The sequence below is a fragment of the Shewanella colwelliana genome, from assembly GCF_001735525.1.
Lineage (GTDB): Bacteria > Pseudomonadota > Gammaproteobacteria > Enterobacterales > Shewanellaceae > Shewanella > Shewanella colwelliana.
In genome coordinates, this window is record NZ_MCBT01000037.1 from 56,233 (window position 1) to 81,870 (window position 25,638).

The 25,638-nt window shown below is 44.6% G+C and carries 25 protein-coding genes and 1 tRNA gene; 10 read left to right on the top strand and 16 right to left on the bottom strand.

The window, feature by feature from the left end:
* Position 1: 1 nt before the first annotated feature.
* The 7 genes from BEL05_RS11830 to BEL05_RS11860 are packed head-to-tail and all read right to left on the bottom strand — an operon-like array spanning position 2 to position 5,604.
* Positions 2–718, bottom strand: coding sequence for an SDR family NAD(P)-dependent oxidoreductase (locus BEL05_RS11830; protein WP_069671290.1), 717 nt, complete (start codon positions 716–718; stop codon positions 2–4).
* Positions 718–1,149 carry a nuclear transport factor 2 family protein gene (locus BEL05_RS11835; RefSeq protein ID WP_069671291.1) on the bottom strand — a complete coding sequence of 144 codons (432 nt, stop codon included), beginning with the start codon at positions 1,147–1,149 and terminating at the stop codon, positions 718–720. Before BEL05_RS11835 ends, BEL05_RS11830 begins: the two co-directional genes overlap by 1 nt.
* A gap of 12 nt (positions 1,150–1,161) precedes the next feature.
* Entirely contained in the window at positions 1,162–2,556 is a 1,395-nt protein-coding gene (phrB, locus tag BEL05_RS11840; protein ID WP_069671292.1) for a deoxyribodipyrimidine photo-lyase, read from the bottom strand.
* Positions 2,553–3,497 carry a YbgA family protein gene (locus BEL05_RS11845; RefSeq protein WP_069671293.1) on the bottom strand — a complete coding sequence of 315 codons (945 nt, stop codon included), beginning with the start codon at positions 3,495–3,497 and terminating at the stop codon, positions 2,553–2,555. The genes phrB and BEL05_RS11845 overlap by 4 nt, the downstream gene beginning before the upstream one ends.
* A gap of 33 nt (positions 3,498–3,530) precedes the next feature.
* Positions 3,531–4,289: a ChrR family anti-sigma-E factor gene (locus tag BEL05_RS11850; protein ID WP_069671294.1), complete on the bottom strand. Its 759-nt coding sequence runs from the start codon at positions 4,287–4,289 to the stop codon at positions 3,531–3,533.
* The gene (locus BEL05_RS11855; RefSeq protein WP_069671295.1) at positions 4,282–4,920 is read right to left on the bottom strand and encodes a sigma-70 family RNA polymerase sigma factor; all 639 of its coding nucleotides are present in this window, start codon (positions 4,918–4,920) and stop codon (positions 4,282–4,284) included. The genes BEL05_RS11850 and BEL05_RS11855 overlap by 8 nt, the downstream gene beginning before the upstream one ends.
* Before the next feature lie 57 nt (positions 4,921–4,977).
* Positions 4,978–5,604 (bottom strand): LON peptidase substrate-binding domain-containing protein, encoded by a 627-nt coding sequence (locus BEL05_RS11860; protein ID WP_175427341.1) that lies wholly within the window; start codon positions 5,602–5,604, stop codon positions 4,978–4,980.
* 178 nt (positions 5,605–5,782) lie between these two features.
* Between BEL05_RS11860 and BEL05_RS11865 the strand changes: the two genes are divergently transcribed.
* Positions 5,783–6,484 (top strand): DUF3313 family protein, encoded by a 702-nt coding sequence (locus BEL05_RS11865; protein WP_069671296.1) that lies wholly within the window; start codon positions 5,783–5,785, stop codon positions 6,482–6,484.
* Between the two features lie 74 nt (positions 6,485–6,558).
* Here BEL05_RS11865 and BEL05_RS11870 read toward each other — a convergent pair whose 3' ends face one another.
* The 3 genes from BEL05_RS11870 to yejK all read right to left on the bottom strand — a co-directional run bounded on the left by BEL05_RS11870 (position 6,559) and on the right by yejK (position 9,563).
* Complete coding sequence (locus BEL05_RS11870) at positions 6,559–7,389, bottom strand: M23 family metallopeptidase (protein WP_462691941.1); 831 nt, start codon at positions 7,387–7,389, stop codon at positions 6,559–6,561.
* Positions 7,390–7,403: 14 nt separating this feature from the next.
* Positions 7,404–8,294, bottom strand: a complete 891-nt coding sequence (locus tag BEL05_RS11875; protein ID WP_069671298.1) for a 6-carboxytetrahydropterin synthase — start codon at positions 8,292–8,294, stop codon at positions 7,404–7,406.
* 237 nt (positions 8,295–8,531) lie between these two features.
* A complete protein-coding gene (gene yejK / locus BEL05_RS11880) occupies positions 8,532–9,563 on the bottom strand; it encodes a nucleoid-associated protein YejK (protein WP_028764026.1) in 1,032 nt (343 codons plus the stop codon).
* A 75-nt stretch (positions 9,564–9,638) separates the two neighbouring features.
* Here yejK and BEL05_RS11885 point away from each other — a divergent pair, with 75 nt between their 5' ends.
* The 4 genes from BEL05_RS11885 (at position 9,639) to BEL05_RS11900 (ending at position 14,425) form a co-directional block, all read left to right on the top strand.
* Positions 9,639–9,854 (top strand): YejL family protein, encoded by a 216-nt coding sequence (locus BEL05_RS11885; RefSeq protein ID WP_028764025.1) that lies wholly within the window; start codon positions 9,639–9,641, stop codon positions 9,852–9,854.
* Between the two features lie 113 nt (positions 9,855–9,967).
* Positions 9,968–11,752, top strand: coding sequence for a DUF3413 domain-containing protein (locus BEL05_RS11890; RefSeq protein WP_069671299.1), 1,785 nt, complete (start codon positions 9,968–9,970; stop codon positions 11,750–11,752).
* A 136-nt stretch (positions 11,753–11,888) separates the two neighbouring features.
* Positions 11,889–11,965, top strand: a tRNA-Pro gene (locus BEL05_RS11895).
* Between the two features lie 300 nt (positions 11,966–12,265).
* Positions 12,266–14,425: a sensor domain-containing diguanylate cyclase gene (locus BEL05_RS11900; protein ID WP_083250347.1), complete on the top strand. Its 2,160-nt coding sequence runs from the start codon at positions 12,266–12,268 to the stop codon at positions 14,423–14,425.
* On the opposite strand, the gene BEL05_RS11905 is transcribed toward BEL05_RS11900, so the two are convergent.
* A complete protein-coding gene (locus BEL05_RS11905; RefSeq protein WP_069671301.1) occupies positions 14,412–15,932 on the bottom strand; it encodes an alpha/beta hydrolase in 1,521 nt (506 codons plus the stop codon). The genes BEL05_RS11900 and BEL05_RS11905 overlap by 14 nt on opposite strands.
* A gap of 97 nt (positions 15,933–16,029) precedes the next feature.
* Here BEL05_RS11905 and BEL05_RS11910 point away from each other — a divergent pair, with 97 nt between their 5' ends.
* Complete coding sequence (locus BEL05_RS11910; protein WP_028764017.1) at positions 16,030–16,488, top strand: DUF6942 family protein; 459 nt, start codon at positions 16,030–16,032, stop codon at positions 16,486–16,488.
* Positions 16,489–16,520: 32 nt separating this feature from the next.
* Here the strand turns inward: BEL05_RS11910 and nadE are convergent, their stop codons facing one another.
* A complete protein-coding gene (nadE, locus tag BEL05_RS11915; RefSeq protein WP_069671302.1) occupies positions 16,521–17,348 on the bottom strand; it encodes an NAD(+) synthase in 828 nt (275 codons plus the stop codon).
* A gap of 184 nt (positions 17,349–17,532) precedes the next feature.
* Here nadE and BEL05_RS11920 point away from each other — a divergent pair, with 184 nt between their 5' ends.
* Complete coding sequence (locus BEL05_RS11920) at positions 17,533–18,369, top strand: AraC family transcriptional regulator (protein ID WP_069671303.1); 837 nt, start codon at positions 17,533–17,535, stop codon at positions 18,367–18,369.
* 301 nt (positions 18,370–18,670) lie between these two features.
* A complete protein-coding gene (locus BEL05_RS11925; protein ID WP_069671315.1) occupies positions 18,671–19,309 on the top strand; it encodes a LysE family translocator in 639 nt (212 codons plus the stop codon).
* Positions 19,310–19,335: 26 nt separating this feature from the next.
* Here BEL05_RS11925 and BEL05_RS11930 read toward each other — a convergent pair whose 3' ends face one another.
* On the bottom strand, positions 19,336–20,265 hold the full coding sequence (locus BEL05_RS11930; RefSeq protein WP_069671304.1) for a M14 family metallopeptidase: 930 nt from the start codon (positions 20,263–20,265) through the stop codon (positions 19,336–19,338).
* A gap of 179 nt (positions 20,266–20,444) precedes the next feature.
* A complete protein-coding gene (locus tag BEL05_RS11935; protein WP_069671305.1) occupies positions 20,445–21,206 on the bottom strand; it encodes a substrate-binding periplasmic protein in 762 nt (253 codons plus the stop codon).
* A gap of 170 nt (positions 21,207–21,376) precedes the next feature.
* Here BEL05_RS11935 and BEL05_RS11940 point away from each other — a divergent pair, with 170 nt between their 5' ends.
* Positions 21,377–22,030 carry an RluA family pseudouridine synthase gene (locus BEL05_RS11940; RefSeq protein ID WP_069671306.1) on the top strand — a complete coding sequence of 218 codons (654 nt, stop codon included), beginning with the start codon at positions 21,377–21,379 and terminating at the stop codon, positions 22,028–22,030.
* Between the two features lie 50 nt (positions 22,031–22,080).
* Here BEL05_RS11940 and BEL05_RS11945 read toward each other — a convergent pair whose 3' ends face one another.
* Positions 22,081–22,488 carry a hypothetical protein gene (locus BEL05_RS11945; RefSeq protein WP_028764010.1) on the bottom strand — a complete coding sequence of 136 codons (408 nt, stop codon included), beginning with the start codon at positions 22,486–22,488 and terminating at the stop codon, positions 22,081–22,083.
* 333 nt (positions 22,489–22,821) lie between these two features.
* On the opposite strand from BEL05_RS11945, the gene BEL05_RS11950 reads away from it, so the two are divergent.
* Complete coding sequence (locus BEL05_RS11950) at positions 22,822–24,216, top strand: Gfo/Idh/MocA family protein (protein WP_069671307.1); 1,395 nt, start codon at positions 22,822–22,824, stop codon at positions 24,214–24,216.
* A gap of 51 nt (positions 24,217–24,267) precedes the next feature.
* Here BEL05_RS11950 and sstT read toward each other — a convergent pair whose 3' ends face one another.
* Complete coding sequence (gene sstT, locus BEL05_RS11955; RefSeq protein WP_069671308.1) at positions 24,268–25,494, bottom strand: serine/threonine transporter SstT; 1,227 nt, start codon at positions 25,492–25,494, stop codon at positions 24,268–24,270.
* Positions 25,495–25,638: the final 144 nt, after the last annotated feature.

Here is a 25,638-nt window from a genome sequence, read left to right on the forward strand (position 1 = left end):
TCTAGACAATCCTTTTTGCGACTTTGCGCCACCACGAAAATGGCAAGCAACGTAAGCATTTCATCAAAAATATAAACACCGAGGGGAAACTGATCTCATCTAGACCTTTATCTAGGCCTTGAATTATTTTAGCCGCTGCTTGTTCACTACTCACGATCATCGGCATAGCAAAGGTGTTGCGCTCGGTAAGTGGTGTATCGACAAATCCCGGATGCACCGTTGTCACGGCCAGTTGATGTTTTTCAAGGTCGATAGCAAGCGTACGCCCCAAATAACTCAAGGCTGCTTTTGAAGCGCCGTAGGCTTCCGCTCTAGGAAGCGGTAAAAAACGTGCGCTAGAGCTGACCAGCACTAACCTCCCCCCTGGTTTTAAGTGCTTCAACCAAGCTTGTAAGCCATAAGCCACAGAGATTAAGTTAATATTGATCACTCGTTCAAAACGTTTCGCATCGAAATTAAGTGCATCATCAATATATTCGCAGTCGCCGGCGTTAAAAATGAGCAGATCTAAACCTGTTTGCTCCGACGCAAAATTTGGATAATTATCGAAATCCGTTAAGTCAAAGCATAAGCTATCGATATGAGATGACTCTTGCTTCAATTCATCGAGTTTGTCTGCACTGCGACCACAAGCGATCACTTGATGGCCTGCACCAGCATATGCCACTGTCAAGGCTTTACCAATTCCTGAGGTCGCACCAGTTATCATAATACGCATTAGTTGGCCGCCCGACGTTTGATCATTTTAATCACGCCACCAATAAGTGGAATGTGTTCATAAAGCATGGCACCAATATCAATATAATCACGGTGATAAATCACTTTATTGTCTCTGGCCTTCAGTCTTGAATGCCCCTCGACTGTGATTGCCTCACCACCATTTAACTGCTTATGGCGGTAGGTCATGGTCCAATAGATAGCCGCTTGACTGTCAGCAACAATCACTTCTTCAATCTTAAAATCACAGCTGCTGACTTGGGTGTAGAGTTGACGAAAATAAGCCAATAAATGCTCAAATCCCTCAACTCTATGGATAGGGTCTAAAAATTCAACTTGTGGATGATATATGTGCTCCAGCGAACTGAGGTTATCTGTACCCAGCTCACTGTATACGGATATAAAGTTTTGTAACCATAATGGGTATGCCATATTTTCCACATCCTAATATGCTTTGTAAAAGGCCAACGCCCTTAAACGCGCTTGCTTATGTTCGACAATCGGCAAACAGTAGCCTACGTCTATCCCTTGCTGCGCAATATACTCATGGGGAAAATGAATATGTTTATCGGGTATATTGGCCAGCTCTGGTACATATTTACGGATGAATTTACCATTAGGATCAAACTTTTGACTTTGGGTTATCGGATTAAAGATCCTAAAGTATGGCTGGGCATCGCATCCAGTGCTAGCGGCCCACTGCCAACCACCATTATTAGCACTAAAATCGCCATCGATAAGGTGCGACATAAAAAACTGCTCACCCAGGCGCCAATTGACCAACAGGTGCTTAGTTAAGAAACTTGCGACCACCATTCGCAGCCGATTGTGCATCCAACCCGTTTGCAATAACTGCCTCATCGCCGCATCGACCAACGGATAACCTGTTTTTGCTTGGCACCAAGCATTGAAATCTTGCTCGCTACCGATCCATTTTGCTCCCTGATATTTGGGTTGAAAACTGTCGCCTTTAATTAAACTGGGGTAATGAAACAACAGGTGTTTATAAAAGTCTCGCCATATCAATTCGTTTAACCAACTAAACGCAAGGTGCTGTTGATCCTCTAGTATTTCAGGAACTTGCTGAATCAGCTGCAGTGCCAACCAACGAGGGCTAATGGCGCCGATGGCTAAATAGGGAGACAGGCCAGATGTACCTTTTATGCTGGGAATATCACGCTGCGCGCCATAGCGCTCCAGCTTGGTCTGTATAAACCGAGGAAAAACCTGTGCCATTACAACATCGGCTAAAGGCCAAGCCGTTGAATCAACCAGAGGGTAGTCAAATGTCACGCACTGACTGGCGGTTTCTATTGTTCGGGCAGGTTCAATATCTGGCAAAGCCTGATAAGCAACACCAGTCTGACGCAAGCGTTGCAGCCAGGCATTTTTGAATGGGGTGAAAACCTTAAACATCTCCCCTTGCTTATTCAGCACATTACCGGGTGGAATAATCGTGTCACAATGGAATATATTGAGTGATAGCCCTGATTGGCCGAGCCTCTCATCGCGGTTTATTTCATCTAATTCCGGCTCACTATTAGCGTAGATTTGGCTGTAACCGCGTTGCTGACAAAACTTTGTTAGTACCGTATTTTGGTCACCGAATGCCTGGGCATGAAGATGAACAAGCTCAATGCCCATCGCTGCTAACTGCTGAGAAAGTAGCAGCAGATGCCTAGCGATAAAATCGGCTTTTATTGGCGCTAGGTTATGCTGTTGCCATTGCAGAGGCGTTGAGATAAAAACTGCGGTATTAACGCCTTGAGCAACAGCGGCGCTCAAGGCAGGATTGTCATGCGTTCTTAAATCTCGACGAATCCAGTAAACACCACTCAATAGCCATACCTCAGTCTAAGCTCCTTCGGATGAGGGTTAAGGTAAACCTGATCTTGCAGGTACGCATTAGGAAACTCTATTAAATAGTGTTTAATCAAGGTAAGTGGCACCAATAGAGGTGACAGGCCTTGGCGATAGGCTGCAATTTCATCGGTAAGCTCTTTACGCTTGACCTCGTCAAGCTGTCTCTTAAAGTAGCCTTGTAGGTGCTGCAGCGTGTTGGTGTGACTACGACGAGAGGCTTTATGTTTAAGCGCCTCCATCAAACCGGCAATATAACTGTCAGCCAGTTCATCTAAATCGACATCGGCTTGCGCCAGTAAACGCCCTAGTGCCCGATAACTCTCCACATGATGACTCATCACCAAATATTTGTGTGCGCTATGGAAGGCGATCAACTTATGTTTGGTCAAGCCTTCTGCTTTCAGGTCGAGCCATTTCTGATAGGTGAAAATCCGCGTAATGAAGTTTTCTTTGATAATTGGATCATTCAAACGGCCATTTTCTTCACAAGGCAATAGCGGGTTAGCTTTCATCACTTGTTCAGCAAACACACCGATACCTGTGGACTCAGAGCCTTTACCATGGTGATGATAAACCTTTACCCGCTCCATACCACAGCTTGGACTTTTCGCACAAAACACAAAGCCCGCTAATTGATCATATTGACTCGCTGCTTGCTGACCAAAGGCTTTCAGCTGCTGGGTAACATCACCAGTGCCATCAGGACGAGACACAGTAATAATATTGTCTTTGATGATTTGACGTATTGTGGGGCGTGGAACAGGCAAGCCAATCGCCATCTCTGGGCAAACGGGCTTAAACTGTGCAAATTCACCAAGCTGCTCTACACAAAAATTAGATTTTTTATGTCCTCGATCGTAACGGACTGGCTCGCCCATCACACACGCACTAATGCCTATCTTTAGTTTCTTTTCCATCGTCCTATCCCCCACACATACCACTAAATGTCACTAGTAAATAAAGCGACCAATTGGATTAAGTATTTGACTCACACCTTGAGTAAAGTGAATTGCATCACTCGATACCGTTAAACACACACATCCATCTTGAGTCACGGGCTGATGGGTATGTTCGCCATCTAACCAGATAAAATCTCCAGCCACATAATGACCCATCTCATCATCAAAACTACCCTCTAGTAACAGGGTTATTTCGAAGCCTTTGTGGGTGTGAGTCGGCACGCTTCCGCCTTTGTCGATATGCAATAAGCTCATGCGACGTTCATCATCATCAAGCGCCAAACGTGCTCTAGATAATTTGCCCATGCCTTGCCACTCTTTCAGTGCAATAGATTTAAGCGACCTTGGTAGAGAGATACGTTTACCCGCCACCTCAATCTCGGTAACCGTTTGCGGTAAAACAATACGCGCATCTTGCGGCGTTTCCGTGATGGCATCAATCATTGCCAGCGCAGAACCGTCACCGCCCCCATTGCCTTGACCTGAAAAAGCTTCCTCAGCAACAAAATTATCGGCAAGATTTTCAGCAGGGTCAAATGACCACATCAGATCAACGTAACCCGTTGAACTTTGCATTCCACTCACGGCTGCAAATGCCTCATCGGCTGCCTGTTCCGTCAGAGCTTGCACAGCGCCACGGCACACTGCACACATTTCAACATGGCTTGCGACTAACACAGCCACAGATGCTTCAAGATCACCTGAAACAAAATCCTTTAATAATGCCTGAGTTGGATGATGTTTAATCATGATACTCGTCTCCCATCTGTTGCTTTAATTTAGCTAGTGCTAATCGTAATCTCGACTTTACGGTGCCTATTGGGACCCCCAACTGCTGCGCCAACTGCTCCTGCGACAGCTCTTGGTAGTAAACGCCCTTAACCACGGCTTGCTGGGCAAGCGGCAAAGACTCTACATAATCCAACATCTGCTTTTCCATCAGATGATCACCAAAACTCTCGGTATCGTTAGTTCCCTCATCTTGAGCCATGTCAACAGGCCAGATGTCGTCACCAAGGTTTTGCTCATTCTTCGCTTTAATTCGGCGCAACATATCGAACGAGGCATTACGCATTATGGTGTAAACCCAGGTGGTTGCCGCCCCTTTGCTACTGTCATAGAGGTGAGCTTTACGCCAGACATTGGTCATTGTGTCTTGCACCAACTCGTTGCCTTGGGCTTCATTACCCAGTTGCTTTATACCGAACCGAAGAATTTTGGGTGCGAAAAACTGAAACAAACGTGTAAATGCTTGCTTGTCTCGTTGTGATGCAACGCTCACTAGCCAATCAGATAGCTCTTCTGGTACCTGCTGCTCGGCGATATTGGCGATAGTCTTGCTCTCCCTGCTCGGGTCGCTTCTGCTCACTGTCTGCTGCATATCGTCTCAACCATTGTCATTAATTAACAGTCAATACGCTCAGTAAGGCAAAAGGGATCAATTTAATTTTTCATTACCGAAAATAAACGTATGGAGAAATTGCTTAAGCTGAATGTAACTACTGGGCTCAATAAATTTTTCCTTATCATTCAAGGATAAGGGCAATAGTTCCAAAAAGCGAGCACACACCCACTCACCAGAGTCAAAATAGACTTGTTGGTACAGCTCGGCTAGCTTGTCGTTGTCGTCGAAGATGGATTTAAGCAGCGTTGCCAGATCTGTCGCCGTTGCCCCAGCTTCCAAGCAGGTCCAATGGGGCAGATAGTCGGTCTTGGCCATCAATAAGCTATCATCTCGGCTATATAGCTCCTCTAACCGCACCAGATGCTGTCCTCTAACATCTATGACCAACACACCATCATCATCCATGTCAAAATCAATGATCTGTACTCGGGTCCCCCAACCTGCGACGTTATGCATAGCATTTTTATCGTAACGCGCCATCACAAAGCCATCACCATTAGTCGCCTGGGAGACCATAGTGAGATAGCGAGGTTCAAATATCCTCAATCGTTGAACCCCACCAGGCAAGATAAACAGTGGTAGCGGAAAGACAGCTAAACTAAGTGGGTACTCAGTTTTCTCCGATTGAGATAAATTAATTGAAGCCTTTGTATTGATCACATTTATACCCAGTAAAACAACATGGTGATCATACGCGCTCGCGGCCACTTACGATCACCAAGTACTAAATACAAGCCCTGCAAAGCAAATAATAGACAGGTGTTAAAAGCTGATCCTCTATCACGCGTTTAGCGTATAAATACTTTGTTTTGTTCAATAAATTTTTAAGGACGAAAAGATGAATCGTTACAGAATCGCGCCACTCATTGGCAGCATTATGCTCTCAAGCATTGCGGGCTGTAGTAGTCAGGCCCCCAGCATACCGACAGGCGACAAAGCTCAAGTCACCAATGAAGGTTTAGTAAAGGTAGAAAATAGCAGGTTAGCACTTTCATACGTGCGGCCCAATGTCGATTGGACGCGTTACAGCAAACTCTACTTTAGCCCATTACAAGTCACCAAGGATCATAGTCCAGACTACAAACCACCTAAAATAGACCCCCGCACTGATGGCCCTAATGCGACATACCAACTGCCAGATGAGAGCCTGACTAAAATGGCAACGGCATTTCATGAGATGAGCCAAAGAGTATTTAATGCTGAACAGCCATTTACCCTGGTTCACAAAGCTGGCGCCAATACCTTAATCATCCAAGCAGCAGTCACCGATATTCGTCTTAGTGCACCAATAGAGAAAAGTCGTAAAAGTTACCGCTCATTGGGAAGTACCTACACGCAAACGTCAGGGTCAATGTTGCTGCTTGCTGTGATTAAAGATGGAGAAACCGGTGAAGTATTAGCCAAAGTGGCAGATCGTGGTCAAGCCTTTGAACAGTGGCGACAGAATACTCAAGTATTTAATTGGGGAGATGTGCGCACCGTTTACCGCCGTTGGCTGAACGACTTTAAAAATGCATTGATTGATGCGGGCGCTAAGTGATGAAACCAAAATAAATGAAGCTATTGATTGAGATCTAAAAAGGCGTCCTAGACGCCTTTTTACCTATTTGTTTGCTACTGCCTCGCCAGTGCGCTCTGCATCGAGGGCACCACTGTCACAGGGTCTAGACGCATCTGAAACCAATTAAGCCGCCAATCTAGATGTGGCCCAGTTGCTCTGCCCGTCGCCCCAACTTCGGCAATCGGCTGGCCTTGTTTGATCTCATCACCTTGCTCAACATAAAGCTTACTCAAATGCAGAAAGCTTGAGCTCACACCATAACCATGATCGAGCACAATCGTGCCACCAGAATAGAACATGTCGGGCACAGACAGGCTAATCACACCGTCAGCAGGCGCCACAACGACAGTGCCTGTTTTCGCCGCTACATCAACACCATAATGCGGATTACCCGGCTTACCATTATACACTCGCTGACTACCGTAAACGCCTGAAATTCTGCCCGTTAACGGCCAAATAAAATCATGGCTAAAAGCCTCTTGTTCACTAAAGGTACTGCGTGCAGCCTTAACTTGTTTGCTGTCTTTTGCCGCCCTAGCTTGTGCTTGGGGATCAGGCTTCATGATCTTTTTAGCAATACCATTAACCCTATCAATCTTATATTTTTTTTCCGTAATAGTCAGAGGTTTGACTTGGGTCAGTCCATCAGGATAAACCAGCTTTAGCTGTTGAGATAGCGACGCTTCACGTTCAAAACCAAAGGCAAACTTACCGTCTGCGGTCACTTGAATAGGCTGGCCATTAAGGTACACGGCACTGCCGGGTAGTGTCTCACCCCGTATCAAAGCACCTTGTTCCATTTTGCCATACAATGAGACCTCTGCAGTGGCTAAGCCACTGACAGTAAGTAAGGACAAAATAACGGGTATCAAAATGGCTTTCACAACAACTCCTTTCATTATTCACTATCGGTTTGTTTGCCTTTAACCGAAATCGCACCTTTACCGACACCTTCAAAGGCGATCACTTTAAACTCACTATCAGGCACTTCAGTCACTAATGTATTGGCAATAAATTCGGCCAGGAGTTCAACGGTCGTATCGTGGGGAATAATTTCACACCGTTTCTTAGGCATCGCCAACTGGAAATCCCCTTGAGGCGATACGTAATGAAAACCATAGTGGGTGTCGTCACTCACAAGGGTTTGCACTGACAAGTCTAACTCATCAACTTCAACCAAATCCTCAACAGAGCCTAGATAGATATCCTTCCAACGACGTGCCCAGTACTCATCCCATTGCGGCGCCGACACACCATTTTCAAACACATTAATCGGACTTCTGTGGCCATGCGCAATACGTTGACAATTTCCATCATGCTTTCTAAGGCCATGTGAATAATGATAAAAAGGAGTTTCGTGCAGTTCATTACGTAAAGTAAGTGCTATCCCATTAACATTATCTGGCAATACCTCTTTTAACGCCTTTTGCAAGAACGCATTGACGCTATCGAAATCAATGATCTCTGTAGGAATAAGGGCGAAGGCTTGCGCGGGACAAGCAAGGTGGATATTTCCTGACAGGCTTTTAAAATCCATCCAAACACGATCGCCTTGCTGCTGCCATCTGACTTCAGAGCAGGCTGTGGGGATCAATAGACGGTGGTCAGCGACGTCGTCAATGGTGTTTTTTATCGTGCGTTTGACTTTAGCAAAATCCAACACCATATTTTGATCGTCCAAGCCGCCATCGAGCAGCACATCGACAATCCAGCTTTCTCCTACCATACCGCGGATTGGGCATAGATATGAAAAATCGATAACGGTTAAATCTCTAACGAAAAGTTGCATTTAATCTCCTAGGCAGAAAAACAGTCCACCCTTCTATAATCCCACTGGCAATCGGCCAACGGATTCAAAATCAAGCTTGGATGATCGCATCCATGGAAGGTCATTTTAGCAAGCTACAGCAATATTGATAGCCATCAATCGGCTATTTTGTCTATCTTTGTGTCGGTCAGCCATCGCCTACAGCCAAAAAATGAAAAGCGCCTAATTACGGCGCTTTTCATTAATACTCGCTTGAAACTATTGCCCGCCTTTTAAGCGCCTATCTAACTGATCTTTAAGATTGGCCGGCACACCTTTGATTAATATGGAATCTGAGATAGGGTCATAGATCACCCGCTCACCTAAATGCTGACCATCAAAGCTCAAGGTAACACCACCACCGGTTCCTGAAAACTTCTTTAACTGGCGTAAAGTGGGTTTATCACCAGGAAACTCATCTTCCAGTTCATAATCGCCGCCCTGCGCAAAATCATAGAATGAATCCATACCCGAATCAGCCAGTTCATCGGCCAGATCTTTAAGTTGAATATCGGCACCGACATCACAACGTTCACTACAGTATTCAAACACTTTCTCTCGACACTGCTGACGCTCATCCTTAGTCAACTCACTGCCTGAAACAAAGTCTTCAACAGCGTTCATCAACGACTTGTTTTGCGCTTTGGTATTGACCCCTTCGACACAGCCCATAAAGTCTAAGAAGAAATCGGCAACCTTACGCCCCGCTCGTCCACGAACAAACGAGATATATTTGACGGAATCGGGATCGGCCTGCCATTCGGTCAGATCAATACGCGCCGCCAGTTGAACATTGTTCAAATCTAGATGGGTGTTTTGCGATAGCTCCATGTCATCGAGCACTGTCATCGACGATTTAGCATTCAGCAACGACACAAAGAGGTAGTCACTGGTCATATGGGTATAGCAGGACAGCAACAAGAATCCGCCCTGACTGAAATCATATTTTGCCAGTTCTTCTTGCAACAGTTTGCCCGCAAGTCCGGAAAACTCCACAAAACCCAATTCGCCATTGCGATATTCAGTTAGCGCATCTTTAAACTTAGGGTTGGCTTCACCATCTTCGCCATGAGTACCGAAATGACCAAAGCCTTTACCCGCTTTTGTCGTGTAAGTTTGATGCAACTCATCCAGCATTGTTTCTACCGCTTGGCTGTTTAAAAGCGGTTGTGGGCGCAATCTGCAACTTAGTTGGCCATCGCCATCTTGGGAAATAGCATGAATAATTGCTTGTTCGACGTTAATACTCATAAGCCTCGATAGTGATAATGGTAGAAATCCGTTATTATATGCTGCTATTTCAATTAAAAGTGAAAAATTTTTTATATGGCTATCCAATCTAAATACTCAAACACTCAAGTAGAATCTATCATCGCTGAAATGCTAGCGGTATTAGCTAAACACCAAGCACCAACCGATCTAAGCTTGATGGTTTTGGGTAACTGTGTGACAGACCTACTCACTCGTAAAGTACCACAAGAAGCGCGTGAGCAAGTCGCAGAGCAATTTGCCAAAGCCCTGACTCAGTCGGTAAAAAGCTAGCAATGATTGATGTCAGATGTGACCAATAAATTTGTTTTTATTGGTAAAAAACTGGCAATATTACTAGATAAAAAATTAAGATAGTGTCGATTTTCAATAATTAGCGGATCCCTATGATCGAGCGTAAAAAAGAGATGGGACGTGATCGCGTATCACGCTTAGTTAGCTGGGGGCATTGGTTTGCCTTTTTTAACGGCTTTTTGGCTATGATTGTCGGTGTCCGTTATATTGAAACCGTCGGTGCACCAGAGAGCTGGTTAGGCTGGTTTTATTTAGTCATTAGCACGATAGGTCACTTTAGTTTCTTAGCATTCATTGTATACCTTGTATTGCTGTTTCCCATTACTCTTATCTTGCCTTACTCCAAGATATTACGCGGGCTTGCTGCAGTCGCTGCAACGTTAAGCTTGTGCGTCTTACTGTATGACACTTTGATTTATGACGATTATGGCTTGCACCTCAGCCCATTTGTCTTTGATATTGCGTGGGCCGACCTCAACGCATTACTACAAGGTACCTCATACATTGTTACTCCAATCGGTATTCTAATTTTAGAGCTTACCGCCGCCAATTATCTGTGGAAACGAATCGAGAAAATCCGCAAGGTAAACTGTGGCAACAAAGTCGTGGCAGTTGTAGGGATCTGTTTTATCAGTAGCCATTTAATTCACATCTGGGCTGATGCTGCTGATATTACCGAAATCACCCGACTCGATGACGCCTATCCTCTCTCCTATCCGGCAACAGCAAGATCCTTTATGGAAAGCCATGGCATAGAAAAGAGCACGGTTGCCCATGCGCCCGAGAGTCTGCAACCTGCGCTGAATTACCCTATCGCACCACTACAGTGCAAACCTGATGATCAAATTAATATCCTCATCGTCGCAATTGACGGCTTTAGAGCTGATCTACTCGATCCTGTCACCATGCCGTTTTTAAGTCAGTTTGCACAGCAAAATCACCAGTTCAAACATCACTTAAGTGGCGGCAACATGCATAACAGCGGTATGTTTTCGCTACTCTATGGCTTACAAGGTAGCTACATTGCCGCCAATGACCTAAATTACCGTCCACCAGCGCTGCATCAAGAGCTGGCTCGCCAAGGCTATGCCATGGGTCGCTTTGCTCCAGACAAAGACAACATCGTCCCACATGCCCTTTATCAAGGGCTAGATAATCAGGTTCAATCGATCGACGATGGCGTCGCTATGGCTGATATCAAAGCTATTGAGGCGTTTAGGCAATGGCATAAAGCGCAAAACCAACCATGGTATTCATTGGTTAATCTGCAAAGTCCTGATAGCTATGATACTCCGGTGGGTTTTCTTGGAATCGAAACCGTCAAGCCTCAATTGCCGCTAAAAGCCGCGCAAAAAGTCTTGTTTAATCAGTATCGTCAATCATTATATTTTGTTGATACCCAGCTTCAACAGCTGCTCACTGAGCTGCCTAGCAATACCTTTGTGCTGGTCACTGGGGTAAGCGGAAAAGTGTTTACCAGTAATGGAGATGAGTCACGCTCTAACTTATCCCCCAGCAACGTCCAAGTGCCATTAATTATTCACTGGCCCAATCAGCAGCATTCTAAATCGGTAGATTATGCAACCAGTCATTCAGGCATAGTCCCGACCATTATGACCCAGTTGTTAAACTGTAATAACCCAGCAAAAGACTACAGTTCAGGGCGTAGCTTACTGCAACCAAATTCGGCAGCATGGAGCTACGTCGGTGATAATCTTATTTTTGGCATCTACCAACAAGATGAGATAACTGTGATCGATCGCCATGGTAAATACCGAATTTACAACAAAGCCTACAGTCAAAGAATTCGTAAAAAAATCAGTGCGCCAGAACTTATCGAAGTGATGCGAGAAGGAAGACGTTTTTATAATCATTAAGCACACGTTGTGATGTGCGATTAGAAACTAATCAATCGATAATAGGTTGAACGCTAAAGACTTGCGCAAGCCGCAACTAGTTGATAAAGTTCGGCCTGTCCTAACAGCCCCCAACTTGATGCTGTTAGTGATAAATCGGTATGTAGCGCAGCCCGGTAGCGCACTGTCATGGGGTGTCAGGGGTCGGAGGTTCGAATCCTCTCATACCGACCAATTCAACAAAAAAGCCTAACTGAAAAGTTAGGCTTTTTTGTTTCTCAAAAGCCGCCAATGCTCAAGCCTTGCACCACTCATCCGCACTGGACGCTGCTCGTTAGCCTAATATATAGCAAATTGCCATAGAGATTATCCCTAACTCATTAATCACTAATGTGAGTTGGTAGAAACTAAACAATGATTAGAAACATTTAGTTAGCAATTAACATACGATTAACTTACACTGCCAGTTACTAGGATTTATGTGATCGGCATCACGAGTAGAGTCTGATCAGTTTTGAATAGGATTTCATAAAATTGATAAATAAACAGCACTTAGCATTCGCATTCATTTTAGGTCTCTTAGGCCTATTGGTTAACCTTTATCCAATTCCACTCTTTGGCAATCAGCAGCTGATCATCGGTAACCTATTTTTCGTTATTGTGGCGATTTTTGCGGGCCCTTGGTATGCACTGATCACTGCATTACTCTGTTCAGCTGGGTTATATCTCGCTTGGGATAGTTGGCATATGTTCCTGCTATTCCCATTAGAAGCAATATGGTTAGGGTTTGCGAGACGACGTGATGTCTATTCGCTATTTGCTGACATTTGCTTCTGGCTACTGTTAGGCATGCCTATTTTTTATCTCTTCGCCGAGCTAGTGTTTGAACTACCTGATAGCTACATGACATTCATCACCCTTAAACAAGGGATTAATGGCATGCTGTACACAGCATTGGGCTCAATTATTGTTACCCTATTACCTAGCGGCCTGCATATAAAAGACAGAGTTAGTACCCAAAAACGTAAAAGTTTTAATGCGCAGCTGACCTACACCTTTACCCAAATTTTGACCTTAGCCTTGTTGGTTTCCGCTTTTATTTTCAATAACAACTCAATCAATCAACAGCAAATAGATGTTAAACGTAACCTTGATGACTCAGCCAACCACCTGGGTTTAGCCACGCAAACTTTTATCGATAATCATATTCGCGCTATCGATAATGCAGCTCGGTGGTTGAGCTTTACCGATCAAAATACCTCTAAGTGGCAAGGTTTATTGACTAAGTTACATCAAAGCTACCCTTATTTTATCTCGATGCTTATTGCTGATGAGCAAGGCTTGATCACCGCTGCCAGCCCCATATCTCGGCTAGGTAAAGACACTCTGAATAATAAAAGCTTGAGTATTAAAGATCGACACTATTTTCAAGAAGCCTTTTATAATCAACTCAGTTTTATCTCACCCGCCTTTTTAGGTCGTGGCTTTGGTAACGATCCCATTGTCGCTATCAGTGCACCACTTTATGATTCACGAGACCGAATTAAACCGCGCGGCATTATTGAAGGCTCACTTAACCTGACAAAATTTGCACAAATTGATGAAAGAAACAGAGAATATCAGCAACAAGCTATGGTGTTAGTTGATGAAAACAATTTGGTCATTTACGCCTCTAAATCACTCGAGATGACCCCGTTAACACCGTTAAAATCGTCAACAATGGGGCTCAAATATAAAACAAGCTTAGATATGATTAACTTTAATAATTTAAGCAGTTCTAGCCCCGAGTTTGCTTTTTCTAAATATGTGCTTAAAAATGGTTGGTCGCTCTATGTGGTGAAGCCATTTTCACCGCTCATCAAACAAGTAGAGCAACAGTATCTAACCACCTTTACCATCTTACTATTTGCGTTTGTAACCACAGTGTTGCTCATTCAGGTGATCAGCGGCCGATTAACTGAGCCGTTAGAGTCTATCGCACAGAAATTTAATCAATGGGGAAAAGATAACAAAGCATTAGAGCAGCTTAATGACAGCACGCCACTGGAAATTTACACTCTGTCTAAAAGCATTCAACAGAGTAAGCAAGCGCTCATTAGCTATCAATTAGAGCTGGAGGAGAAAGTCGCCATTCGCACGATTGAATTAGAAGATGCCAATGCGAAATTACAATCTTTGGCAGAAAAAGATGAACTTACGCAACTCTATAACCGCCGTTATGCTGAAAGCCATTTCCCAGCCATTCATGACATGTGTAAGCGCAGTTACGCAGCACTCGCATTTTGTATTATTGACATCGACCACTTCAAGCAGATTAACGATACCTACGGCCATCAGGCTGGCGACACCGCACTCATCAAGTTAGCACAACTGATGAAAGCCTATTTTAAACGGGATACAGATATTGTTTCGCGTTATGGTGGCGAAGAGTTTCTGATTATTTTACCGCAATGTAATGCACTGCAGGTTGAGCAGCACCTCGATCAGTTTAGAGAGCAGGTACATCAAACAGCCATAGTGATCAATGAATCGCTCAGTATTAATATCAGCATTAGTGCCGGCCTCGTCATCAGTAATGCCGGTTACATCAACGACATTGACCATTGGTTTAAGATGGCTGACTTGAATCTTTATGAGGCGAAAGCAGCTGGCAGAAACAAGGTTATCAGCACTCAGCTAGCTAGCGATGACTAACTGGGCCAGCCTCGTCAATAAAGGTGTCTAATCGTTCTATCATGTAGGGGTAAAATGGATTCCATTTCTGCCTCAACATCTCTGCGGCGCTGACACCCAATACCCCTCGCTCTCCGCGGCTAGCCGCTGCACCGATGCGCACTCGCTCTCCGCGGCTAGCCGCTGCACCGATGCGCACTCGCTCAACGACATCATTACGTTGTAACCCATAAAGACTGTCATGTTCAGGATAGGGCAGCGCGACATGAGATAATGAATAGACGCCTCGTGGCCAGGCAATGTTAATAGGTGTCGTGCGCAATAAGGTATTGCCTAGGAAATCATTGGCAACAACGGCGGCACTCACTTTACCTTGATCCCATTGATTCTGCTCGTTTTCGACCACCGTGAGCTTAAATTGATTCAGCGGTGAATCGAGATAGGGCTGAATACGCAGTCTAAGATCTCTCTCAACCAACGCCATATTCACCTTAAGTCGATTAATATCAAACAAGACTAACTGATGCGATTTTTTAGGTAATCGCTGATATAAGCCTTGTAACACGGCTGTGGTTGAGACGGTATCATCAACAATAGACTGAAAAGTCAAAATATCCCCAAGCAGGCCGAGTTGGTTAGCAGTCAACAAACTTAGCAGCCGTTGATTCTCAATGGCGAGCTGATACACCACATCTCCAGCGTTCACAGCAAAGGAATTATATTTAAACGGGTCATATTCGGTCTGAATCGTATTCCAACTCAGCTTATCGAGCCCCAGCACCTGCCCTAATCTATCTTGCCATTTGGCCCCAGCCGCAACTGGCGGTAAACCTATGGCTGGTGAAAGAAAAACTAGCCCTTGATAAGCAGGCTGTTTGCCACGATTAATGGCTTCGAGCTCATGGTTCAGTGCTAATGCAGCACCAGTTGAAAAAGCAACAACATAAATAGGCTTATCACCCAATTGCTGCGAAAGATGCTCAGTTGCCAATGCAACTGCGGCGGCCATATCCTGCCATGTCAGATTAACCAATCCCGAGGGAATGGTGCCATGACCTGGCAATCGTAACCCCAGCACATGAGCGCGGCCTTTATAATGGTTGGCAAAATGAGATAGCGCATAAGGAGAGTCAGACATGCCGTGAAGCAGCAGGACACCAAAGGGGGCATCGTCTAACGGCCATTCAAAACTGCGATTCCAGTCTTGAGACCATTTGTTGGGGTCGGAATAACTACCATGGAAATAACGGTTTAATGTTTGATGAGGCAGTTTGGCAGTGGCTTGATAAATTTGCGCTTCTAGGGCTTCAAACTGACGATTTTCAGCATCAAGGTATTGCTTGAAGTTAATCACCTTACCATGGTGTTTAAATTGATGCGGTAAATCTATGGTGTGCCAAATGTCTAAATCTGTCCTGCTATTTAGAAACCAAACCGCTGCAATGAGCAGCGCAGCTAAAATACCCAGCGTGGCATAGGTCAAAGCCATTATTAGATGTTTGGTCGAACTGATCACAATTGTCTTCATCAGATGTTTGCATGTCCATAGTAAACATAGCCATTAACATACATGGCTTTAATAGGTAAACTCCAGCCTAACTTAGGCAAAACAGTCATTAGAATTTATGCTACCTGATACACGCTTTGGCAAAGAGTCAGCAAAGTGGTGTTTTTATCTACCTAACCCACCACAACTGCCACTCAATTGGCACGACCAACAACCTAATGCAATGGCGAGCATCGTCGCTCTAAACGGTAATCATTGGCGTAAAATAAGCGTCATCATGGCAAAAATCAGTGCACCAGATGATGACTGGCGCCGCTATCAAGCATCGCTACTGCGCCAAGATACGCAAATTCAATTTACTGCAGATGATTACAAAAAGCAGGCAAATATCCATCTAATTTGCGGCCAGCAGAGTGCACAAAAACTGGGGATTGATATCAAGCTGACGCCTCAATCTTTTATGGATGTAAGCGGAGCAAATCAAACCAGAATATTGTTACCCTACCTAGACTATCGCCAATTACCCAACCGGACGATTAACGAGTTACGCCAATATCTTAACGCCATTGCCGATTGAAAAAGGCGCTGTATGCGCCTTTTTATTAATGATTAATCGTAGAGAGTAGGAATAGGCTGACGCTTATGCTGTGTCCGCTTATAGATCCCAATCAACTTATCTTCCACTGCGCTGCTAACAGACTTACCCTCTAAAAAATCGTCAATTTGATCATAGGTTAACCCTAATGCGACTTCGTCTTCGAGCTGCGGTTTGTCCTCTTCAAGATCAGCCGTTGGCGCTTTGCGCACCAACAAATCAGGCGCCCCTAGAAACGCTGCTAACTGGCGAACCTGACGTTTACTTAAGCCAAAGAGTGGCGCTAAATCGCAGGCACCATCGCCCCATTTGGTATAAAAACCAGTGATATTTTCGGCACTATGATCAGTGCCCACAACTAATCCGCCAGTGAAGCCAGCAATTTCATATTGGGCAATCATACGCATTCTTGCCTTGACGTTACCTTTAATAAAATCTGCATTGGCACCGCTACACCCAACTTGAGCAACCTCGAGCGCAGCCAATGTTTGCTGATGGATCCCTTCAACCCCCTCACCTATGTTCACCGAGACTTGCTTCGAGGGAGAGATAAACTGACACGCAAGCTGTGCTTCATCTTCATCTTTTTGCACATTAAACGGCAACCTTACCGCAATAAACTGATATTCATCGTTTTGCTTGTCAGCGTTCAGCTCATCAACGGCAAGTTGGCATAAACGGCCCGCCAATGAAGAGTCAACACCACCACTGATCCCCAGCACTAACGTATGCGCATTTGCCTCTCTTAGCTTAGTTTTTATAAAGGCAATACGTCTTTGCACTTCAAATTCAGATTCAATTTGAGGCTGCACTTTCATTTCACGTATGATCTGTCCTTTCACGGCTTCGCTCCAATAATGTTAACGACAAGCAAAATTTGCGAGCCTATTATGGGCTAATACTCTGCAGAATTCACGGTGCAAAATGCAGATAGTTCATTTTTTGCCGCGCCGCTGTGCAATAATTTACTAGTCAGGTAAAAACCCACTGGGCTAGACTGAAACTAAACCCGCTAAAGACACTGAGATGACATTGCCCCACCAGGATGAACATATTGAGTATTGGACTCATCCCATACATAAAGAGGTTGAGCTCAGCCGCGCCCACTTAAACTCGTTCAGCTTTGAAAAGCACATTCACCTCGACTACCACATTGGTGTTGTATCTCAAGGCGTGCAAGAATATCTTCATAAAGGCACCCATTATCAACTCACCCCCAATAATATCTCCATATTGAACCCTGATGAGTGCCATAACGGACACAGTCTCCACGCCGACGGTTACCATGTCCATGTTATGTCACTGCCGTGCTCACTTGTTGAAGAGATAGCCACAGAGGTTGGAGTCAGCGCACTGTTTTTCCAAACACCAATAATTAACAGCCAAGTGCTACAACGACAGTTCTTGCTGCTGCATACATTGCTGACCACCGAGCGTCAGCGACTCAGTCGATTAGAGGCCGAAACCACCTTGCTGGCGCTTGTTACCGAATTGTTTGGCCACTACGGTCAAAGTCCTAAACTGATCCAGCCTTCAGCTAAGTTAGGCATCATGGAATTGTCTCGCGTAAAACAGCTTTTGCATGAACACCTAGCAAGTGATATTAATCTTGAACAGTTATCCTCTAGTGTTGATTTAAGTAAATTCCAATTTTTACGCCAGTTTAAAACAGCAATGGGAATGACACCCCACGCTTACCTCACCCGGCTAAGATTAGAATATGCTAAAAAATCACTCAGAAACGGCAATAGTGCGATTAATACCGCATATGAGGTGGGATTTTTTGACCAAAGTCACTTCAATAAAGCCTTTAAAAGAGCCTATCTGGTGACCCCATCAGACTTTAAAAAACGGGTTATTTAAAGCATAACAGGCAGGTTAAGATTTGCATCTGCGCGTGAATGGACTTATACCGACCAATACAAAAACACTCAACTCAATGTGTTTTTTATCAACTAATTCAAATTATAAGGATGAGGAAACGCTTATTCTCAAGTGAGGTAATTCAACGCAGACGTCAGCGTCAAAACACCTCTTTATACTGACTGGTATGCGTTAACCCTGTTAGCGTGCAATATTTTACAATCAATGCCATTGAGCCTGAGGCACTATGCTATCAACAGACAGATAAACACTGCGCAGCAAGGATTAATATTTAATGGCAATAGAACTGCAACTCTTACTCTCATTAGCGGTCATTCATACCGTCGCATTGGCAAGCCCTGGCCCCGACTTTGCGCTCGTCGTTAAAATGGCGACCCAAGAGCGACGCAGCACCGCCGTGGCGTCAGCTGCTGGGATATCAGTGGCAATTTTGCTACATACTATTTTCAGTCTGACAGGTGTTAGCTTAGTGATAAAAAGCTCACCACACCTGTTTATGGCGGTACAATTGATAGGTGCCTGTTACTTAGGCTGGATGGGAATGAGTGCGATTCGCGCTGCAATGAGCCATTGGCAAGATAAACAATCGACTATTGTTCAGCAGTCAGCAACTGCGGTATTAACAATTAAACAAGGCTTTATGCAGGGGCTCTACACCAATCTTCTCAACCCAAAAGCATTGGTGTTTTTCATCACCCTATTCTCAGCCATGATCACTCCAGAGATAAACCTGCTAACCAAACTCACAGCCGCTGTCATGTTGCTATTGCTCTCTATGGTTTGGTTTAGCCTTATCGCGTTAGTACTTTCAAAGCCTTCAATACAGCTCACCATGAAACGTGCAACCCCAATCATCAATTTGATAACTGGGTTGCTATTTCTCAGCGTTGCATTAGCCATCATCAGCGGGCTCATGTAACCCTGTTTGTCTTATGCCGGTTTGTCTTATTTCGATACCGCTGCGTGACTAATAAAGTCCAGTCCTGAGGTGACAGCCATGACTTGCGCCGCAATGCAATTCTCATCGTCAACCAAAGGGCTGTCGGGATACACTTCGGTGGTGGTATTGAACTTAGCATCACTAAAGCCGGTGCAGAGGCTTAAGGCTTTAGTGGCATAATTTATCACGCCAAATTGCGTGACCGCCGCCCCAATGAGTTTGCCATTTTCATCAGCAGGAGCGATATGAGTCACCCCTTGAACCGCATCAATGATGTGAGATTGAAAATCATCACACGGGTTTTCACTGTCACCAACTAAATAGAATCCATCAGGGATATTCCAATTGGTGTTGGTGATCCCCTCTCTTGCTGCCAGCGCAGGACGAAACTCACTATTATCCGTATCGGTAGTTTCATGGAGATCGATATGTGCCATGAGCGTTACACCAAGTGCACTGACCATTTTCATCAAAGCATTAGACTCTGCTGCCGGACTATTGGGATAGAATGAACGATTGGGGTCGATAGCAAAAGGGTTCCAGCGATTAATGGTTTCGTACCCCCATGGGCTCACACACGGTGCAACCACAATATTAAACCTTTGGGTATACGCTTTCGCTGCGGTTTCTAGAAATCGAATCGCCCCGTGTACACCACTGGTTTCATAACCATGTACACCACCTGTGACTAACACGGTTGGTTTGGTGATACAGAAATTTTTACTCTTCACCACATAAAGGGGGTAATGGCCTTCGTCATAAGTTAATTGGCCATATTGCTCAACATCATAGTCTAGCGATAATGCTTCTATTTTGGTCACGACCTCTTGGTGATAAGAGCGCTTGATACACTGTGCTTGTCGCCATGCCTGCTTCTCAACCTCCCCCCATTGAAGTCCTGGTTTGCCAATAAAATAGTGCTTGTCTGATGTCATTGTAAGTGTTCCATAATATGAAGGCGGGTGACACGAAAGGGCTTATCATAGCGCAGCTTAGCTTCTCTATAAAATAGTTAGGAAGCACCAAGCCACATTTAACAACCTTGATAGGCGATACTTATCGCCTCTATGGGGGCTGGCAACATTGTAAATAACTTAAGCAACATCATTATGGTCTAAAAAGAGAGGTGGTAGCGGGCTAATATTTGCTGATATTCACCACTTTGCTTGAGGAGCTTAAGCCCAGTTTCAAATCGCTCCAGCAGCCCTTCTTGAACAGCATTTTGGCTAAAACCAATAAATAGTGGCATCGCCTCACCTTCACTGCCTGCGTAGCGTATCAGTGGTATTAAACCTTGCTCAGCAGCCACATACTCAATGACATGACGATTACCTAAGATAATACTCACTCGCCCCTTAATTAGTCGCTGAAGATTCATCTCTAGCGGTGATTTACCCGATGCAAGATAAAGGCTAGGCAGTGTAGGTAAGAAGTCATCGAGTACCTGCCCATAAGTGTAACCTTGTATGGCAGCGACATTTTTTGTCAGTAAGCTATCGGGAGCTTGATATTGCCATTGATCACTCTTATTGACATAAAAATCATTACTATAACGACCAATGATGGAGTGAGATGAGATAAGTTCGTACTCTTTAAGGTGCTCGGCGGTCACGGCCAACACAATATCCACTTTACTTTGCCGACCATTCTCTAGGGTACGTAAGAAAGGTTGTATTTCAAATTGGCTTTTCTGCCCAGCAATTTCAAGCGCTCGCTGTGTCAAATCAAGCACATAGCCACGCTGTGAAGCCTGTGCATCGCACACGTAAGGACACCAGATGTCCGACGCCAACACAGCAGGTTTAGCGCTGGCAGTGCAAGTGTTCACAAGCAATGCTGCCGCGATTAATAACTGACTTACTAATACTTTGGTCACAACGTCTTCTCATTTGCCATCACTTTTGCAAACTTAACAGAATGTTCACAAATTAACTAGTCACGACACTATTGATGCTTGATGCTTGATGCTTGATGCTTGATGCTTGATGCTTGGTGCTTGTAGGCACAGCCACTCGAATTTGGTAGGATCACGCCGAAGGAGAACCAATGAAAATTTTTAGCTATCAGCCCCCCTCAATACCTTGGCTAGACATACGTTACCAAGACAGGGACATTATTGTTATCAATAAACCTTCTGGCTTACTGTCTAATCCTGGTCGAGCAGAAAATACCTTTGATTGTGCGATTAATCGTTTATTACAACGTTACCCTGAAGCGATTTTGGTGCATCGGCTCGACTGTGCCACATCAGGTATTATGGTCTTCGCCTTAAACAAAAAGGCTGAGTCAAACATAAAAACGCAATTTCAGAATAGAGTCACAGAGAAATACTATGTCGCCGAAGTACAAGGGATAGTGACCGATGATAAGGGGGAAATTGCATTGGCGATGATGGCTAACAGCGAACACCCGCCACTGCAAAAAATTGATGTGAATGGTAAAGCCGCGACAACTTATTACGAGGTAATGGAGCGCAGAGCCAATAGCACGTTAATTAAGCTAAAGCCGATCACTGGCAGAACACACCAACTAAGATTGCATATGAAAGCGTTAGGACACACGATTTTAGGGGATGATTTTTATGGCGATGAACAGATCATCAAAGCCGCGGATCGCTTGTGTTTACACGCACAGCACCTTCAGATTTTGCACCCTTACACTAAAGCACCCATCAGCTTTTTCAGCAAACACCCTTTTTAATTGCGACCAAAACCGTGCGAGGCATGAGAATCACACGGTTTCGACATCAATTAGGCAGCAGCGCGTTTAGCGGTATAGAAACATTCGCTACTATTACAAAACTGTAGGCTGTTATCCGCTGAGAGTAAAAAGTACTCCCCAAAAAGATTGCCCCCTAAGTCTTCAAGCTTAATGCCATTTTCGACCTCAGTTGCTTGCATCTCATCTAAGCTATGGCAGCCATCGTTATACCAAGTCTCAAGAAATAACTTATCATTTTGGCGATACAGGGTGATCTTGTCACCCAAAGAAGGGCGTTCATCAATCCAGTTACCAATAATTTCGCGTTTATCCATATCTTGCTCCTGCCAATTTAGACGCTTACGTTTTTCAACGACTGGCATCTCGATAACTTGAAGTAATGACTGCGAACCATTCACGTTGGTTTTGTCTAACATTACTCTAAGCTTTGATTCCATATTTATTTAACCTCTAACCGCTGAATATGTTGCAATGTTGTGAATAAAACTATCAGAAAACCAATCAATTAAAACTTGTTCCCCTTCACCCTTGTACTAAATTGTAACCGACAAATAAAATAAAAACGCGATCTAAATCACTTTTAATGCATTAATTCAGTAAAGGTGAATACAAAATCGTAACGGCTCCGATCAGTTAAGCAAGCGATGTATTTAGGATTTTTCTTTGATATAACAAACCAATAGTGATCTAAGACTTGAGTAAAGTCTGTAAGCCCTTGACAGGCAAGGACGCTTCTTAATAAAAACAATGATATAACAACAGGACATATAATGAAGGATCTTAATCGGCGTAACTTTTTAAAAGTTGCAGGGTTGACCGCAGCAGGGCTTGTCACCACAAAAATGAGCTACGCAGCTCAATCACAACAAGCCGCTCCTCCTCTAGGCAAATCAGTAATGGGACTTGTCGCCCCTAAACTCGATACGGTTCGTGTTGGCTTTATTGGTGTGGGTGAACGAGGTTATGGCCATGTTCAGCACTTCTGTCATCTCGAGGGTGTCGAAATAAAAGCCATTTGTGACACCCATCAAGAGGTACTGGAGCGCGCCGTTGAGTTTGTTAGCAAGCAAGGACTTAACAAGCCAACATCTTATACAGGCTCAGAACATGCTTATCGAGACCTGCTTAGCCGTAATGACATTGATATCGTCATTATCGCGACCCCGTGGGAATGGCATGCCCCCATGGCAATCGACACTATGGAAAGCGGCAAACACGCTTTTGTTGAAGTGCCACTTGCGTTAACGATTGAAGAGTGCTGGCAACTCGTTGATACCGCAGAACGCACGCAGAAAAACTGCATGATGATGGAAAACGTCAACTACGGTAGAGATGAGTTGATGGTGCTAAACATGGTGAGACAAGGTCTATTTGGCGAGCTGCTCCATGGAGAAGCCGCCTATATCCATGAACTACGTTGGCAAATGAAAGAGATTGAACATAAAACCGGTTCATGGCGAACCTACTGGCATACCAAACGTAATGGCAATCTCTATCCTACCCATGGTTTAGGTCCGGTTTCTCAATATATGAATATTAACCGTGGTGATCGGTTCGACTATTTAACGTCAATGAGTTCGCCAGCTCTTGGGCGTCAACGCTATGCCCAGCGTGAGTTCCCTAGCGACCATGAGCGTAATCAACTCCACTATATCAATGGCGATATTAACACCACGCTCATCAAAACAATTAAAGGGCGAACCATTATGGTTCAGCATGACACCACAACGCCGCGCCCTTACAGTCGACATAATCTAATCCAAGGTACTAATGGGGTTTTTGCAGGGTTCCCTAATCGAATTGCGTTAGAAACGGCTAGCCTTAGTAAGAACAGCGATGGCAGCCCACAAAGTTATCATCAATGGGATACGGACATGAATAAGTGGTATGCCAAATACGATCACCCACTATGGCAACAAATGGGCGTAGAAGCCCAACTAAATGGTGGTCATGGTGGCATGGATTTTCTCATGCTGTGGCGCATGGTTTACTGTCTACGCAATGGTGAAGCACTCGATCAGGATGTCTATGATGGTGCGGCTTGGTCGGTGGTGAGTATCCTGAGTGAACAATCCCTCAAAAATCGTAGCCAATCGGTCACCTTCCCTGACTTTACCCGGGGAATGTGGCAACAGGGTAAACCTTTAGGTATTGTTGGCGCTTAAAAAAACGAAAAGGAGCCAATGGCTCCTTTTCGTTTTGCTGTCTATGTCAGGTTAACTATTGTCTTGCAGCCGTTCAGCGGCTTCACATGCTGATGCGGTAAAGATAACATCGGTAGAGCTATTAAGCGCAGTTTCTGCCGAGTCTTGAATTACACCAATAATAAAGCCTACCGCAACCACTTGCATGGCAACATCATTAGATATCCCAAACAGGCTACAAGCCAGTGGAATCAGCAACAGTGAACCACCTGCGACCCCCGACGCCCCACAAGCTGACACAGCAGCAACCACGCTGAGTAAAATGGCCGTTAAGATATCCACCTGAATACCTAAAGTATGAACCGCTGCCAAGGTTAACACTGTAATCGTAATGGCCGCGCCGCCCATATTAATGGTCGCACCGAGTGGAATCGAGACAGAATAAGTATCTTCATGCAGATCCAGTTTTTCACACAAGGCCATATTGACGGGAATGTTTGCTGCACTTGAACGGGTGAAGAAAGCCGTTACACCACTTTCACGAAGACACATAAACACCAATGGATAAGGATTACGTTTGATCTTAAACCACACGATTAGCGGATTAACCACCAGCGCGATGATCAACATTGACCCAAGCAGCACGACTAATAGCTGAGCATATCCAGCTATCGCTTCGAAGCCCGTTTGTGCAAAAGTATTAGCCACTAGGCCAAAAATACCAATGGGTGCTAAACGAATAATAAAGCGTACCATTTGTGAAACGCCATGACTGATATCCGCAAATACTGTTTTGGTGCTATCGCTAGCATGATGCAGCGCTAGGCCTAAACCCACACCCCAGGCTAAGATGCCAATATAGTTACCCGTCATCAGCGCATTGACTGGATTATCAACCAATTTAAACAGCAAGGTGTGAATCACTTCGCCTATACCTTCAGGCGGATTGGCACCTTCCGCCCCTGTCGCTAAGACTAATGTTGTGGGAAATAGAAAACTCATCGTGACCGCCGTGATCGCAGCGGCAAAGGTTCCGAAGAGGTAAAGATAAACAATAGGTCGCATATTTGTTTTAGCGTTTTTCTTTTGATTAGCAATCGAAGCTGCCACCAATACAAACACTAATATGGGCGCAATCGCTTTCAATGCACCCACAAAAAGATCGCCAAGGAAAGCCACGCTTAACGCAGAGGAGCTCGAAAACGTCGCCAGCAAAACCCCTGCAATAATACCTATCAAGATTTGAAGCACGAGACTGCCATCTGCCAGCTTGGCAAATAGTGAATTATTTTGATTCATTGATTGACCTGTCTTTATAAATTATTAGGTTTAATACGTGAGCGAAAAATTCAACATGCTTAAAAATGTGCTACTTTCATTTTTATATTATTGTCGTCGCCCATGTAGCCAACGTTAATCGCAGTGCCACATGAAAGCATATCG

Coding starts and splice junctions, on each gene's coding strand:
- BEL05_RS11830 (WP_069671290.1), bottom strand. CDS start 718: ATGCGTATTATGATAACTGGTGCGACCTCAGGAATTGGTAAAGCCTTG.
- BEL05_RS11835 (WP_069671291.1), bottom strand. CDS start 1,149: ATGGCATACCCATTATGGTTACAAAACTTTATATCCGTATACAGTGAG.
- BEL05_RS11845 (WP_069671293.1), bottom strand. CDS start 3,497: ATGGAAAAGAAACTAAAGATAGGCATTAGTGCGTGTGTGATGGGCGAG.
- BEL05_RS11850 (WP_069671294.1), bottom strand. CDS start 4,289: ATGATTAAACATCATCCAACTCAGGCATTATTAAAGGATTTTGTTTCA.
- BEL05_RS11855 (WP_069671295.1), bottom strand. CDS start 4,920: ATGCAGCAGACAGTGAGCAGAAGCGACCCGAGCAGGGAGAGCAAGACT.
- BEL05_RS11865 (WP_069671296.1), top strand. CDS start 5,783: ATGAATCGTTACAGAATCGCGCCACTCATTGGCAGCATTATGCTCTCA.
- BEL05_RS11875 (WP_069671298.1), bottom strand. CDS start 8,294: ATGCAACTTTTCGTTAGAGATTTAACCGTTATCGATTTTTCATATCTA.
- yejK (WP_028764026.1), bottom strand. CDS start 9,563: ATGAGTATTAACGTCGAACAAGCAATTATTCATGCTATTTCCCAAGAT.
- BEL05_RS11885 (WP_028764025.1), top strand. CDS start 9,639: ATGGCTATCCAATCTAAATACTCAAACACTCAAGTAGAATCTATCATC.
- BEL05_RS11890 (WP_069671299.1), top strand. CDS start 9,968: ATGATCGAGCGTAAAAAAGAGATGGGACGTGATCGCGTATCACGCTTA.
- BEL05_RS11905 (WP_069671301.1), bottom strand. CDS start 15,932: ATGAAGACAATTGTGATCAGTTCGACCAAACATCTAATAATGGCTTTG.
- BEL05_RS11910 (WP_028764017.1), top strand. CDS start 16,030: ATGCTACCTGATACACGCTTTGGCAAAGAGTCAGCAAAGTGGTGTTTT.
- BEL05_RS11920 (WP_069671303.1), top strand. CDS start 17,533: ATGACATTGCCCCACCAGGATGAACATATTGAGTATTGGACTCATCCC.
- BEL05_RS11930 (WP_069671304.1), bottom strand. CDS start 20,265: ATGACATCAGACAAGCACTATTTTATTGGCAAACCAGGACTTCAATGG.
- BEL05_RS11940 (WP_069671306.1), top strand. CDS start 21,377: ATGAAAATTTTTAGCTATCAGCCCCCCTCAATACCTTGGCTAGACATA.
- BEL05_RS11945 (WP_028764010.1), bottom strand. CDS start 22,488: ATGGAATCAAAGCTTAGAGTAATGTTAGACAAAACCAACGTGAATGGT.
- BEL05_RS11950 (WP_069671307.1), top strand. CDS start 22,822: ATGAAGGATCTTAATCGGCGTAACTTTTTAAAAGTTGCAGGGTTGACC.
- sstT (WP_069671308.1), bottom strand. CDS start 25,494: ATGAATCAAAATAATTCACTATTTGCCAAGCTGGCAGATGGCAGTCTC.